Below are 14,029 nucleotides of genomic sequence, written 5' to 3'. Positions count from 1 at the left end.
CAGCGCGGCCGCGGTCAGGACAGAGAGCGCGGCCGAGCAGAACACCGGGACGAGCCGGCACAGTTCCACCAGGCCCCGGGCCCACAGCAGGTGCGCGGGCGGGTCGTAGGTACGGCTCCGGTCCGCGGCTGCCGCGGACCGCGGCAGCTTGACCGGCGGCAGGCCCAGGTAGGAGCTGCCCTTCTTGGCCTTCTTCGGAGTGGCCGACAGGACGCCGACAAGGCCGTCGTCGGGCACGCTGCGGCCCGGCGCGGTCATTCCGGAGTTGCCGAGGAACGCCCGGCGCCCGATCTCGGAGTGTCCGATGCGGACCCACCCTCCGCCCAGTTCACAAGGAGCGGTCAGGGTGTCGTCGGCGAGGAACGCGCCGTCGCCCACGGTCGTCAGGCTCGGGAGCGCGAGAACCGTGGACACCTCGGCGCCCCGGCCGACCTTCATGCCGAGCAGCCGTAGCCACACGGGGGTGACCAGCCCGGCGTACAGCGGGAACAGGGTCTCCCGGGAGAGGTCCATCAACTGCGTGACGGTCCAGGCCTGCCAGCCGACCCGGCTGTGCGTCGGGTGGGTCCCGGTCCGCAGCCCGAGGCTGAGCAGACGCACCGGGACGAGCAGGAGCAGCGCGTACGCGAACCCGAAGGCGAGCGCTCCCGGCACCACGGCCGTCAGCGCGCCGCGCAGGGCCTCGGCGAGCCCGGCGTCGGCGGGTACGAACAGGCTGACGACGAGCAGCGCCGGCAGGGCGGCGAGCACGGGCAGGAGGGTGAGGCAGAAGCCGCTCGCTCCGTACGCGGCGCGCCAGTGGACGGCGCGCGGCGGGCGTTCCTTGGGCCAGTTCCGCTTGGCCTTGCCGAGCTTGACGGCGGGTACTCCGGCCCAGCGCTGACCGGTCGGGATCTGTCCGGTCACGGCGGAACCGGGGGCCACCTCGGCCCGCTTGCCGACCCGCGCGCCCGGGAAGAGCACGCTGCGGGTGCCGACGACCGCGCCCGCTCCGACCTTGACCGGGCCGATCTCCAGCCGGTCGCCGTCCAGCCAGTACCCGGAGAGGTCCACCTCGGACTCCACGGCGCAGCCGCGTCCGAGCTTGAGCATGCCGGTCACGGGAGGCAGGGAGTGCAGGTCGACCTCCGGACCGATCCTGGCACCGAGGGCCCGTGCGTAGCCCTCCAGCCAGGAGCCGGTGAGGGAGGTCGCGCCGACGAGGTCGGCCAGTCGTTCGGCCGTCCACAGCCGCAGGTGCACGCTTCCGCCGCGCGGGTAGCGTCCCGGCTCGACCCCGCGCAGCAGGACGCGTGCGCCGCCGGCCGCGAGGGCCAGCCGGCCCGGCGGGCTGTGGAACAGGGCGGCGCCGGCGGCGACGAGCCACCACGAGGCGGTGGGCGCCCAGGGGTAGGCCCCGAACCTGTGCAGGACGTTGCCCAGGGCGAGGAGCACCACCGTCCAGCGCAGTCCGACCAGGGTGAACAGCGGGAGCAGGAGCAGCGACTGCGTCACCTGGGACCGGAGCGGGACGGGAGCGACGGTCCGGGCCGCGCCGCCGTCGTGTACGGACTGCTCCAGGTGGCGGGCGAGCTCGCGCAGGGTGGGTTGCTGGTAGACGTCGACCACGGCCGCGCTCGGGTAGCGGGTGCGCAGCCGGGTGGTGAGCTGGGCGGCGGCGAGGCTGCCGCCGCCGATCGCGAAGAAGTCGTCGGCGGCACCGGTGACGGCCACGCCCAGGGTCTCGCTCCACTGCTCGGCGAGCCAGGCCTCGGTGCCGTAGAGCTGCTCGACGGGGCCGGTGGATTCCAGTTCGGGCAGGGGCCAGGGCAGCGCGTCGCGGTCCACCTTCCCGGAGGTGCGGGTCGGCAGCTCGTCGACCGGTGCGAGGAGCGGCACGAGGGCCGCGGGCAGTTCGGCGCGCAGCCGCTCGACCGCCGCGGGATGGTCCCATCCCTCCTGGGTGACGAGGTAGCCGACGAGGAGCTGGTTGCCGCTGCGCGCGGTGCGGACTGCGGCGGCCGCTCCGGCGACGCCGGGCAGGGCCTGGAGTGCGGCGTCCACCTCGCCCAGTTCGATGCGGCGGCCGCCGAGCTTGATCTGCTCGTCGCCGCGGCCGAGGAAGACGAGGCCCTCCGGCTCCGCGCGGACGAGGTCGCCGCTGCGGTAGGCGCGCTGCCAGCCGAGGGAGGCGAGCGGGGCGTACTTCTCGGCGTCCTTCGCGGGGTCGAGGTAGCGGGCCAGGCCGACGCCGCCGATCACGAGCTGGCCGCTGCCGCCCATGGGCACCGGCTCGCCGGACTCGTCGACGACGGCCAGTTCCCATCCGTTCAGCGGGAGCCCGATGCGGATCGGTTCCTCACCGGTCAGGAGCGAGGCGCAGGCGACGACGGTGGCCTCGGTGGGGCCGTACGTGTTCCAGACCTCGCGGCCCTCGGTCACCAGGCGCTGGGTGAGTTCGGGCGGGCAGGCCTCCCCGCCGAAGATCAGCAACCGGACCTCGCCCAGGTCCGCGGGGTCCCAGAGCGCGGCCAGGGTCGGCACGGTGGAGACCACCGTGATCTCCTGTTCCACCAGCCAGGGACCGAGGTCGGCACCGCTGCGCACCTGGGAGCGCGGGACGGGGACGAGGCAGGCGCCGTGGCGCCAGGCCAGCCACATCTCCTCGCAGGAGGCGTCGAAGGCGACCGACAGTCCGGCCATGACCCGGTCGCCGGGGCCGATCGGTTCCTCGGTGAGGAAGAGCGCGGCCTCGGCGTCCACGAAGGCGGCGGCGCTGCGGTGGCCGACGGCGACGCCCTTGGGCAGGCCGGTGGAGCCGGAGGTGAAGATGATCCACGCGTCGTGCTCGGGCCCGGGGCGGGCCGCGGGGGCGTGGCCGGGCGCGGGGTCCCCGGTGATCTCGACGGACCGTCCGGCGCCGAGCACCGCGCGCACCCCGGCTTCGCCGAAGACCAGCTCGGCCCGCTCGTCGGGGTCCTCGGCGTCGACCGGCACGTAGGCGGCGCCTGCGGCGAGCACGGCGAGGACGGCCACGTACAGGTCGTTGGTCCCGGAGGGCACGCGTACGCCGACCCGGTCGCCGAGCCCGACCCCGGCCGCGGCGAGGGTGCGCCGCAGCCGCTCGACCTCGGCTGCCAGCGCACGGTAGGTCAGCTGGGCGGAGCCGTCGTCGAGGGCGAGTTCGTCGGGGTGCGCCAGAACGGTCGCATCGAGGATGTCGACGAGCGTACGGGGCGGGGCGGCGGGCCCGGCGGAGAACCGGGCCGCTTTGCCGGACTCCTCGTCCATCCCCCCGTCGTCGAGCAGAGTGAGTTCACCGCGCTCAGATGTGGCTGACATCGGCCCTCGCGTCTCGCTCCCGGAACGTCCGGGTCGCCGGTGGAGCCCGGGTCTGCCCAGGTTGTTCCGATCCGGCCGCCAAACAGCCCGTCAGTCTAGTGCGCCGACCGGGATTTCCTCGTCGGATCCCTTGCGCGTTGCCGAGGAAATCCGGTAGTGCGGTGGCTCTCCGTGGGGTTCCGGCCAAGGCCCGGCGGCCTTCACCTTGGAGCACCGCGCATCCGTTCCGGCAGCCGGGGTGGCACACGGGCATGAGGGGGAGGAAGGCTTACCCCGGCCGGGGGCTCGCGACGCGCATGGCGACGACGATGCTCCCCATCGGTCTGCTGTACGTGGTCTTCGTCGGCGTCCTGCTGGTACTGCTGGTACTGCCGCGCGGCCTCTGGCCGATCATCCCGCTGATCGCAGGCGCGCTGTTCGTCGGGCGGTCCTGGTTCGGCGACCGGATGCCCCCGCGCCGCAGGGACCGGCGGACCGCCCGGGACGAGTACGCCTTTGTCCGCGATGACCGCGTCGGGTCTGCGACGGGGCCGCCCGGCCGCCGAGGGCCCGCCGACCGCGACCGGGCATCATGTCCGCCATGATCCAGAACAACCGGCACGCGCCCGAGGCGCTCCCCCAGCATCCGGACGTCACCGAGGCGATCGTCCGGGAGCGACGCCTCCACGCCCCCTCCGTCCGCCTCTCCGGCCCCCTCGCCGAAGCCCTCTTCGACCCCGGTTTCATCGAGGTCGGCGCCTCCGGCCGGCGGTGGACGCACGCGGAGATGGTCGCCGCCCTGCCCACGCTCCACGGAGGGGCCGAGAACAGCACCCCCATCACCGCAGAGCACTTCGAGGGCACGGTCCTCGCCCCCGGGATCGTCCACCTCACCTACGAGACCCGCATCGAGGACCGGCACGCCCGCCGTTCGTCGATCTGGCGCCGTGATGCCGCCGGGGAGTTCCGGCTCTACTACCACCAGGCCACGCCGGCGCCGGACGGCACGGCCCGGTCGTAGGGTTTGTCCTGGTGCCTGTCCGCCTTCCCGTCGGGTCCGGCCCGCCCGGCCTGATCCGCTGGGCGTCCGCGAGCCCGACGCGGCAGAAAGGACGCGCCTGGCACCCGATGACACCGTCCGAGACCTTCCGTTCCCACGAGTCGGTGACGCATCACGCGGTCGCGCCCTCGCAAGCCGGCAGGCGTGCCCTGTCGCCCATGGGGCCCGCTCGTCACATCGCTGAGCGGGCCCCTCGCGGATACTCTGGGATTCATGATCGAGTCCGGACGGCCGGGGCTCCCTCGGAGCCACGGCTACGGCAGGCTCGTGCGGCTGTCGCCGGTGATTCTGACCGTCGTGATCGCCGGCCTGGCCTACGCCACCCCGCCGGAGATGGCCTTCAGCCGCCTCCTGCCCGCGGCGCCGGCCCTCGCCGCCTCCATGTGGCCGGTCCTCCCTACCGTCCTCCTCGGGACCGTCTGCCTCCTTCTGATGATCGGTCTCAGCCTCGTCTTCCCCGATCTCGGGACGTGGTGGACGGGCGGGGGGATCATCGCGGTCACCGTGGCCGCCGCATACGGAAGCCACGTCCGGCTTCAACGGGAGCGCACGCTCTTTCAGGTACGGCTCGTCGCCGACGCGGCCCAGCAGGTGGTGCTGCGGCCCCTGCCGCACCGTTTCCGGAACGTCGAGATCGAATCGCTGTACCTGGCGGCCGCCGCAGAGGCCCGCATCGGCGGGGACTTCTACGAGGTGGTCGACACTCCGTACGGGGTACGGCTGCTCATCGGCGACGTGCGGGGCAAAGGCCTGCCGGCGGTGGGAGCGGCCGCGGCGATCGTCAACGCCTTCCGGGAGGCGGCCCACGGCGAGGCCTCCATGGCCGACATCGCCCGCAGGCTCGATGCCAGCTGTGCCCGGCACAACGCCGCCCATCCACCCGAGGCGCCGATGGAACGCTTCGCCACCGCGCTGCTCGTCGAGATCCCGTATCAAGGCAGCCGCATCACGATCGTCAACTGCGGACACCCCCCGCCCTTGGTCCACAGCCTGAAGAACGTACGCGTCCTCGAACCGTCCGTCCCGTCGCCCCTGCTCAGCCTCGCGGAACTGATCGGCGACCAGTACCGCGCGGACGCCTTCGACTTCGCTCCCGGCGAGCTCCTCCTCCTCTATACGGACGGGATCGCCGAAACCCGCGCCCGAGACGGTGAGTTCTTCCCGTTGACAGCATGGATGCGCCGACAGCCCCTCACCCCTCCCCGTGATCTGCTCACGGCCCTGCACCGCGACCTCCTCCGTCACAGCAGAGGCAGCCTCGATGACGACATCGCCGCCTTGGCCGTGCGCCTGCACACGTCATGAGCCATGCCCGTGGGCGAGGTGTCGCCCCACGAGCCCCGGGGACTCCCACCGACCGGGCCTTCGCCGCCTTCCGGGGGCGACGGCCTGGCATGCCTCGAACCCCTCCACCCACGGCGGGCGGCGCGTGGCCGTCAGGGCACGGGCAAGGCCTGTTCCGCCCAGATCGTCTTGCCTGTCGGCATGTAGCGCGTACCCCAGTGCTCGGTGAGCTGGGCGACCATGAACAGTCCGCGTCCGCCCTCCTCGTCGTTGCCGGCGTAACGGGCGTGCGGTGAGGTGTGCTGCGAGTCGGAGACCTCACAGATGAGAGAACGGTCCCGGATCAGGCGCAGCCCGATCGGGCCGGAGGCGTGACGGATCGCGTTGGTGACCAGTTCGCTGACCACCAGTTCCGTGGTGAAGGCCAGATCGTCCAGTCCCCACCGCCCGAGCTGTTCCGTGGCCATCGAACGTGCGCGTGCGACGAGCGCGGGGTCCGAGGGCAGCTCCCAGGCCGCCACCTGGCGTGCGTCCAGCGCTCGGGTACGCACGACGAGGAGCGTCGCGTCGTCCCGCACATGGTCGGACACCAGATCCGCGACGATCTGGGCGCACAGCAGCTCCGACGACGACCCCCGCTGCTCCCCGAGTACAGCCGCCAAGCGGCCCAGGCCCACGTCGATGCCCTGCCCCCGTGCCTCCACGAGGCCGTCGGTGAACAGGACGACCAGGCTTCCCGCGGCGAGCGCCACTTCCGCGGCCTCGTACGGAAGGCGTCCCACACCCAGCGGAGGCCCCGGTGGCAGACGAAGGAAGCTGACGGGGCCGTGCGGCTGCACCACAGCCGGCGGCAGATGTCCCGCCGCCGACCAGGTGCTCGTCCGGGAAGCCGGATCGTAGATCCCGTAGACGCACGTCGCTCCGACGGCGCCACTGCCCTCCGAGCCTTTCACGTTCTGGTCCGACGCGTCCTTGCCGACTTGATCGTTCAGCCGGGCCAGGAGTTCGTCGGGCGCGAGGTCCAGCTCGGCCAGGGTGCGCACCATCGCGCGCAAGCGCCCCATGGTGGCAGCGGCTCCCAGCCCGTGGCCGACGACGTCCCCCACGACGAGTCCGACCCGTGCGCCGGACAGCGGAATGACGTCGAACCAGTCGCCGCCTGCGCCGAGGTGGCTGTCGGCGGGCAGGTAGCGGCTCGCCGCCTCGACCGCGCTCAGCTCGGGCAGCGATCGTGGCAGCAGACTGCGCTGGAGCATGAACGCGGCGGTGCGCTCCCGGCGGTACCGCCGGGCGTTGTCGATGCACACAGCGGTCCGCGACGCCAGCTCCTCCGCCACCGCCCGATCGCCGTCGTCGAAGGGTTCCGAGTCCTCACCCCGCACGAAGGTGACAAGGCCCAATGGCGTCCCCCGCACGATCAGAGGGACGTACAGTCGCGTCGGCGCGACCACGGCGTCCGCGGTCGCGCGGCCCCCGGCCAGGCTCTCGGCCTGCGAAGATCCGGCGGCGTACGCGACCCGTTCGCCCACCCGGGAGGGTTCTCCGTCGGAATCGGCCACGCGTACCAGGTCCCATGCCGTGAGGGGCTTCGGTTCCTCTCCCTCGAGCACCTCTGCCGCCACGTCGACCAGCACGGCGTCGGCGTACTGCGGCACGGCGATCCCGGCGAGCTCCGCTGCCGTTCCGGACGGGTCGAGCGTCGCCCCGATCCGTGCACCGGCCTCCGCGAGGAGCGCGAGGCGCTGCTGCGCACGGTAGTGGTCGGTGACGTCGATGGACTGTTCGCACACGCCCACCGGCTCTCCCCGGCCGTCGAGGAGGCGGAAATAGGACGAGGACCAGACGCGCTCACGCCGCGGGTCGGCCGGGGCGCGCCCTCGGAAATGCACGTCGATGACCGGCTCACCGGTCTCGAGGATCTGTCGGACGAAGTCCTCGGGCGGCGCCAGATGCTGGGTGGTGAGGACATCGCCGGGAAAGAGTTCGGTCATGGAGCGGCCCAGCGATGCCGTGAGGTCGCCGCCGAGCTCCCGGGCACTGGATGCGTTGGCCCACAAGAGGCGCGCGCCGGGACCGTAGATGGTCAGTGCCACCGGCGACTGGGTGACGAGCCCCTGCAGCATCGCCTGTCGGGTCTCCCACCAGCGGAGCCCCTCCAGCTCGGTCGCCATGAGGACGGCGGAGGGGACCCGGCCGGTGGAGTCCCCGTCGGAAGCGGGGGTCAGGGGACGCAGAGTCACCGCCACACGCACGGTGTGTCCGCTACGGTGACGCACGTCCACGACGGCGCTGCGTGCCCCACCGAGCCGCAGCAGCTGATCCGGCCGCTGCTCTTCCGATCTGCCGCGATCGGCGTGCGGGGCGACGAGCAGGTCCGCCGCCCGGCGTCCCAGTACCTGCGAAGCGGGATATCCCAGGAGGGCCTCGGCCTCACGGCTCCACCCGACGAGCACTCCGTCCGCGGCGAGCAGGGCGAAAGCGGCCGGGGGCGGACCGAGGTGCCCGCCTTCGTCCGCCCCGGCGGGAGGAGTGAAAGGTAGCCCTTCCATGGTCCTATCATCCTTCCGAGCGGTCGCGACCGCAGTGCGCCCGGTCCGGTCCGGGCGGCCACCACACAGCGCGGGCGGGGCGCGGCCCGCAGTGCTTTCGCTCCTGGGTTCCCGTGCACGGGGCGTGACGGCGTTGCGAACGCTCTCGCGCCGAGGGCGGGACTTCGCCCTTCTGCCAGGTCGCGAAGTAGCCCGATGATCCGTCCAGGTGCAGGTCGGGGGCGTCGGGAACCGACCGTCGTGGAACCGGGCGCACCGGGGCGGTACCGCCTTGCCGTCCTCCTACGGGTACTCGGGGAGGCAGACCTGCGCGTCGTCGCGCGAGACCGGTGCCGTCGGTCCGGACCCGGCCCGCCGGCCGCCGTACGCAACCGCGTGTGTCCGGTCCCCACGGAGGGGAGAGGGGCCGGCGACGCGAACGGCCGGTGAGGCCGGACAGCGGGGCCGGCGTCGTAGCCTTGTAATCGCCGCGGCCGACCGGCGCGGCCTGGACGTTCCCGGGCAGGAGAGCAGCGTGGACAGCTCCCTCTGGCTCATCGTGGCCGTCGTTCTCGTGCTCGTGGTGGCGGGATACGCGGCCGTTCTGCTCATCCGCGTCCTCCGGACTCGGAGGTTGCTGCTGGACGCCGGTGTCCCGTTGCAGTCCAAGGCCCTGTTCTGGGCTTCGGTGGTCTACGCGGTCTCACCGATCGACCTGATCCCGGACCCGGTCTACTTGGACGACATCGGCGTGCTCCTGATCGCCCTGCGGGCGTTGCACGCGGCCGCCGCCGGCAACAGGGCGGGACCCGACGGGCTGCCCGAGGGTTCGAAGGACTGAGCAGCGGTCCGGCGAGGCTGCGGCCGCCCCGGTGAGGGCGGATTCCGGTGGAGGTCTGCGCCGGACCGTGCGGTGCTCCACCCGGCGCGGCTCCACCCGATGCGGCTCCATCCGATGCGGCTCCATCCGGTGCGGCTCCATCCCGTGCGGCTCCATCCGGTGCGGCTCCATCCCGTGCGGCTCCATCCGGTGCGGCTCCATCCGGTGGCCGACGAGCGGCGTCCTCGCTCTCGTCGCGCCGGCGCCGGTGTCCGTCCTCAGGAGGGAAGGTTCTGTTCCGCCCAGACCACCTTGCCGTTCACGGTGCGGCAGGAGCCCCATCGGCGGCACAGCATGTTGATGAGCTGGAGGCCTCGGCCGCCCTCGTCGCTGAGATCCGCGTGCTGGATCTGGGGCAGGTCGGGGCCCGTGTCCGAGACCTCCACGACGAGGCGGTCGCCACGCAGCAGCCGGAGTCTGCCCGGGCCGTTGCCGTAGCGCAGGGCGTTGCCGACGAGTTCGGAGACGACGAGTTCGAAGACGTCGCCGAGCTCCGTCAGATCCCATGCGGCGAGCTGGTCCGTGACCAGGCTCCGGGCCACAGACGCCGCTCGCCCCTCTTGCGGCAACTGCCACTCGCGCACATCGGCCGGGTCTTCCGAGAGGGCCGTCGCGACGAGGAGCACGGCCTCGTCGAAGCGGGCGGCGTCGGCGGGGGCGCACCCGGTCAGGCCGCCGCCTTCGAGGACCTCGGGGGCCAGGCCGCGCGCCGCAGAGCGCAGACAGTCCAGCTGGCGGTCGATGTCCGCGTGGCGGGACTTGACGAAACCGTCCGTGTACATGACCAGGTTGCCGCCCCTCGGCACTTCCAGACGGATCGGGTCGTACGGGATCACTCCCGCACCGAGCGGCGCGCCGACCGGTACGTCCACGAACTCGGCGGAACCCTGTCCGTCGATGAGCAGCGGCGGCAGGTGCCCGGCGCTGGCCAGCGTGTACGTGGAGTCGGCCGGGTCGAACACGGCGCAGAGGAACGTGGCGACCTGCTCGTCCTCCAGGTCACGGGTGGCGAGGTCGAGCCGGGCGAGAACGCGCTCCGGGGCCATGTCCAGGGTCATCAGGGTGCGGGCCACCGCCCGCAGCCGCCCCATGGTGGCGGCTGCGGGCAACCCGTGGCCCATGACGTCGCCCACCATGAGGGCCGTACGTCCGCCGGGCAGGGCCATGACGTCGTACCAGTCCCCGCCCACGCCGTGGTGGGCCGTCGAGGGCGCGTACTCCGCCTGTACGCGCAGCCCGGGCGTCACCGGGGTCACGCGCGGCAGCAAGGCACGTTGCAACGAGACGACGTGCTCACGCTCGCGTCCGTACAGCCGGGCGTTGTCGATGTAGACGGCGGCCTGGGAGGCCAGCTGTTCCGCCAGTGCGAGGTCGGTGGAGGAGAACGGCGGTGTTCCGGGGCCGCGGACGAAGTCCGCGCTGCCGAGCAGCAGCCCGCGGGCGATCAGCGGTACGGCGAGGTAGCTGTGCACTCCGGCGGCCCGCATCTTCGCCGCGGCGCTCTCCGTCGGCGCGACCTTGAGGAAGTCGTCCCTCCTCATGCGGCTCACCAGCACCGGCTTGCCCTGTCGCAGGCAGTAGCGGTGGAGCAGCGTCTCGTGCGCCTCTTCGGCGCGAGCGGTGGTCTCGCCCACCGGGGTCGGCTCGAGGGAGGACAGCTCCTCGACGGCGGACAGCGCGGTGGCCCGCATGAGCGGGGTGCCCGTACCCGTCCACCGTGCGCCCTCCTCGCCCCGCAGGACGCTCTCCAGGATGTCGACGGCGGCGCCGTCGGCGAAGCGCGGCACGGTGAACTCGGCCAGTTCCTGCGCCGTGCGTTCCAGGTCGAGGGTGGTGCCGATCCTGGAACCGGCCGAGTTCAACCAGGCGAGCCGATCGCGTGTGGTGAGCCGGTCGAGGGGGACCTCGCCGCCGCTCCGGGCGCGCCGCCTGCGGGCACCGGCCGGGCCGTGCGCCGCAGCGCCCTTGCCTGCCGAGGCGCGGCCGGGCACGCGTCGTCTCCCCTCGCCGCTGTTCACTCTTTCGACCTCCAGGCAGGAACTCGATCGCTATTCGTGCCCAGCATGCACCCTTTTCCGGCCTGTCGGCTGGCTCCGGGCCCGCCTGACTGCCCTTCCTCTGGTCACGTGGCATGCGACTGGATCAACGCCTGCGGCGATCGTCACGCACAGCTATGCACCCGTTGGGCGCAGTGAGCGACAGGGCGGAGGTCCTCGATCGCGGCGGATCGGGGACTTCCGCCTCACGGGCCCGGCCGGAGGGGATCTCGGCCGGGCCCTGTTGCCGCCCCGGGTGCCGGGTGCCCCCTTACGCGGCGGGGGTGAGTTCGGCGCGGCCGAACAGCAGGGCGTAGCCGGTGGGGAGCTGGTGCAGGATGCGGGTGATCAGGTCGGGGCCGGCACAGGCCACGACGGCGGCGAAGACGGAACCGGTGTCCCAGCGAGTGGTCGCGAGGGAGGCACCGGAGCGGGCGGCGAGGTCCTTGACGAAGGCCCAGCCGGTCAGCGGCTGCATGTCGGGGATCTGCGCGGTCAGGACACGTGCGGCCTCCAGGGGCAGGCAGGCGGCCAGGTCGACACGCTCGTCGCCGGTCAGCGCGCGTCCCAGGCCCGAAAGGACCAGGCGGACGGCTTCGTCGGCTTTCTCGCGGGTGGGGTAGGCGCCTTCGTAGCGGACCTTCTCCAGCATCTGCTCATACGCCGTCCCGTATGGCTGCTGGTGCTCAAGCGGTGCGCGCACGTCGGTGATCACTGCGGTGCATGCCTTTCGTCAAGCCGGGGTTGGATGGTGCCGGTGTGCGGCACCGGTGGTCAGGTGGGCTGGGGGCGGCCGAAGAGGAGGTCGTAACCGGCGGGGAGCTGAAGCAGGATCTCTTTGAGGAGGTCGTCGCCGGCGGTGTCCGCGACCGTGGACAGCACGGCGCCGACGTCCCAGGTCGCGGTCTGCTCGGTGGCGCCCTCGATCCAGGCCGCGGTCGCCCGCACGAACCGCTCCGGTGACAGCGGTTCGGCGCTCTGCAGCGGGTTGAGCAGGATCAGGGCGAAGTCCTCCGGCAGGCGTGCCGCGAGCTGGGCGCGGACTTCGCCGACCAGGTGTGCGCCGAGCAGGGCGAGCACCACGCGGGCCGCGCGTTCGGCTTCCCCTACCGTGCCGTACTTGCCGCGTTCCTTGACGTGGTCGAGGAAGGCTTCGCGTCGCAGAGTCATCTCGGCCGCCACCCCTTCTTGTTCTTCGAACTGCCCACGGGGTGCGGAGGGCGGGATGGAGGGGGAGATCGAGTGCCCGTCCTCCGCACCTGTCCGGCCGGTGTCAGCCGGAGATCTCCTTGCGGCCGGTCCCGACGCCGACGGAGATCTTGCGGGGCTTGGCGCGCTCGGCGATCGGGATGCGCAGGGTGAGCACGCCGGCGTCGTAGTCGGCCTTGATGCGCTCGGTGTCGAGGGTGTCGGCGAGCACGATCTGGCGGGAGAAGGCGCCCAGCGGCCGCTCGGACAGTTCCATCTGTACGTCGTCGGACTTCGCCACCGGTCGGCGCTCGGCCTTGACCGTCAGCATGTTCCGCTCCACGTCGATGTCGATCGCGTCCGCGGTGACACCGGGAAGGTCGAAGGCCACCACGTACTCGTCGCCCTCGCGGTAGGCGTCCATCGGCATCGCCGACGGCCTCGACCAGGTCCCCGGGCCCATCAGCTGCTGCGTCAGCCGGTCCAGCTCACGGAAGGGGTCAGTGCGCATCAACATCGTGAAAACACCTCCACAGGTTCAGGCAGTTACTGCCAATGCGCCTCACTGACACCGTTGTAACATGTCATCCAATGGATGACAAACACGATGTCGTCAGGTCGATGACAATCCCAGGGAGGTGTCCGTGACCCCGGCCGACCAGCCGTCTCCGTCCCGCGCCGACGCCCACGGCCCGGTGTCGTACCTTGCCGCCGCGGCCGCCCTCGACGAGTACGGCATCCTGGCCGAGTTCGTCCCCGCCCGCCTCGGCGGCCGCCTCGACCGCGTCGACCACCTCGTCGACCTGATGCGCTCCGTCTACCGCCGCGACCCCTCCCTCGGCCTCGGCCACTGCTCCAGCTCCCTGCTCGGCGCCGTCAACGTCTGGACCACCGGCAGCCCCGTACAGCAGCGCGCCACCGCCGACCTGCTCCTCGGCGGCCGCAAGGTCTCCTGCGCCTTCCACGAACTCGCCCACGGCAACGACATCGGCTCCGTCGACTTCAGCGCCACCCCCGCCGGCGACCGGCTCCTGCTCACCGGCCGCAAGGAGTCGATCTCCAACCTCGACCGTGCCGACGCCGTCGTCCTGCTCGCCCGCACGGACCCGAACGGCGGCCCCCGCGCCTGCTCCCAGCTCCTCCTGCCGGTCTCCCGGTTCGACCCGGAACGGGTCCGCTTCCTGCCCCGCTTCCGCTCCGTCGGCATGCGCGGCGTCCGGCTCGGCGGCGTCACCGTCGACGAACTGCCGGTCCCCGCCGACGACCTGCTCGGCGCCCCCGGCACCGGCCTGGAGACCGTCGCCCGCGCCTTCCAGCTGACCCGCATCGCGCTCCCCGCCATGAGCACCGCCATGCTCGACACCGCGCTGCGCGTCACCCTCCACCACGTACGCCGCCGCCGCCTCTACGGACGCGGGGCCCTCGCCATCCCCATGGTCCGCACCGCCCTCGCCAACGCCTTCACCGACCTCCTCGTCTGCGAGGCCCTCACCCGGACCGCCGCCCGCTCCCTGCACCTGCACCCCGAGTCCGGCAGCGTCCACGCCCCCGCCGTGAAGTACCTCGTGTCCGGGCTGCTCCTGGACGCGATCGAACAGCTCTCCCTCGTCATGGGCTCGGAGTTCTACCGCCGCGACGGCGAGCACGCGGTGTTCCAGAAGACCGTCCGGGACGTCAAACCGGTCGGCTTCGGCCACATCGCCCGCGCCGCCTGCCTCTCCGCCCTGCTGCCCCAGCTGCCGGTGCTCGCGGG

The 14,029-nt window shown here is 72.4% G+C and carries 11 protein-coding genes; 5 read left to right on the top strand and 6 right to left on the bottom strand.

The features are described from left to right. Positions 1 to 3,321: Pls/PosA family non-ribosomal peptide synthetase (locus CCN56_RS22010; RefSeq protein WP_086829289.1), on the bottom strand; the 3,321-nt coding region annotated here is incomplete at its 3' end. A 296-nt stretch (positions 3,322 to 3,617) separates the two neighbouring features. On the opposite strand from CCN56_RS22010, the gene CCN56_RS45895 reads away from it, so the two are divergent. From CCN56_RS45895 to CCN56_RS21995, 3 genes are all read left to right on the top strand, one after another. Further along, the gene (locus tag CCN56_RS45895; protein ID WP_179199941.1) at positions 3,618 to 3,905 is read left to right on the top strand and encodes a hypothetical protein; all 288 of its coding nucleotides are present in this window, start codon (positions 3,618 to 3,620) and stop codon (positions 3,903 to 3,905) included. Further along, a complete protein-coding gene (locus CCN56_RS22000) occupies positions 3,902 to 4,321 on the top strand; it encodes a DUF4440 domain-containing protein (RefSeq protein ID WP_086829287.1) in 420 nt (139 codons plus the stop codon). Before CCN56_RS45895 ends, CCN56_RS22000 begins: the two co-directional genes overlap by 4 nt. 252 nt (positions 4,322 to 4,573) lie before the next feature. Further along, complete coding sequence (locus CCN56_RS21995; protein ID WP_086829283.1) at positions 4,574 to 5,665, top strand: PP2C family protein-serine/threonine phosphatase; 1,092 nt, start codon at positions 4,574 to 4,576, stop codon at positions 5,663 to 5,665. A gap of 131 nt (positions 5,666 to 5,796) precedes the next feature. On the opposite strand, the gene CCN56_RS21990 is transcribed toward CCN56_RS21995, so the two are convergent. Continuing rightward, the gene (locus CCN56_RS21990) at positions 5,797 to 8,193 is read right to left on the bottom strand and encodes a SpoIIE family protein phosphatase (protein ID WP_179199940.1); all 2,397 of its coding nucleotides are present in this window, start codon (positions 8,191 to 8,193) and stop codon (positions 5,797 to 5,799) included. Between the two features lie 514 nt (positions 8,194 to 8,707). Between CCN56_RS21990 and CCN56_RS21985 the strand changes: the two genes are divergently transcribed. Then, entirely contained in the window at positions 8,708 to 9,013 is a 306-nt protein-coding gene (locus CCN56_RS21985) for a YkvA family protein (protein ID WP_086829281.1), read from the top strand. Positions 9,014 to 9,270: 257 nt separating this feature from the next. Here CCN56_RS21985 and CCN56_RS21980 read toward each other — a convergent pair whose 3' ends face one another. The 4 genes from CCN56_RS21980 to CCN56_RS21965 all read right to left on the bottom strand — a co-directional run bounded on the left by CCN56_RS21980 (position 9,271) and on the right by CCN56_RS21965 (position 12,793). Next, complete coding sequence (locus CCN56_RS21980; protein ID WP_086829280.1) at positions 9,271 to 11,070, bottom strand: SpoIIE family protein phosphatase; 1,800 nt, start codon at positions 11,068 to 11,070, stop codon at positions 9,271 to 9,273. A 289-nt stretch (positions 11,071 to 11,359) separates the two neighbouring features. Further along, entirely contained in the window at positions 11,360 to 11,803 is a 444-nt protein-coding gene (locus tag CCN56_RS21975; RefSeq protein WP_086829279.1) for a DUF2267 domain-containing protein, read from the bottom strand. 59 nt (positions 11,804 to 11,862) lie between these two features. Continuing rightward, the gene (locus CCN56_RS21970) at positions 11,863 to 12,258 is read right to left on the bottom strand and encodes a DUF2267 domain-containing protein (protein WP_086829285.1); all 396 of its coding nucleotides are present in this window, start codon (positions 12,256 to 12,258) and stop codon (positions 11,863 to 11,865) included. A gap of 103 nt (positions 12,259 to 12,361) precedes the next feature. Further along, entirely contained in the window at positions 12,362 to 12,793 is a 432-nt protein-coding gene (locus CCN56_RS21965) for an Hsp20/alpha crystallin family protein (RefSeq protein WP_086829277.1), read from the bottom strand. Positions 12,794 to 12,920: 127 nt separating this feature from the next. On the opposite strand from CCN56_RS21965, the gene CCN56_RS21960 reads away from it, so the two are divergent. Next, on the top strand, positions 12,921 to 14,029 hold a 1,109-nt coding region (locus tag CCN56_RS21960; RefSeq protein ID WP_143664595.1), incomplete at its 3' end, for an acyl-CoA dehydrogenase.

The organism is Streptomyces sp. NRRL B-24572 (assembly GCF_002156145.1).
GTDB classification, from domain to species: Bacteria; Actinomycetota; Actinomycetes; order Streptomycetales; family Streptomycetaceae; genus Streptomyces; species Streptomyces vietnamensis.
The sequence above is the reverse complement of the archived record's forward strand: the minus strand, read 5'-3'. Positions and strand labels throughout refer to the sequence as shown.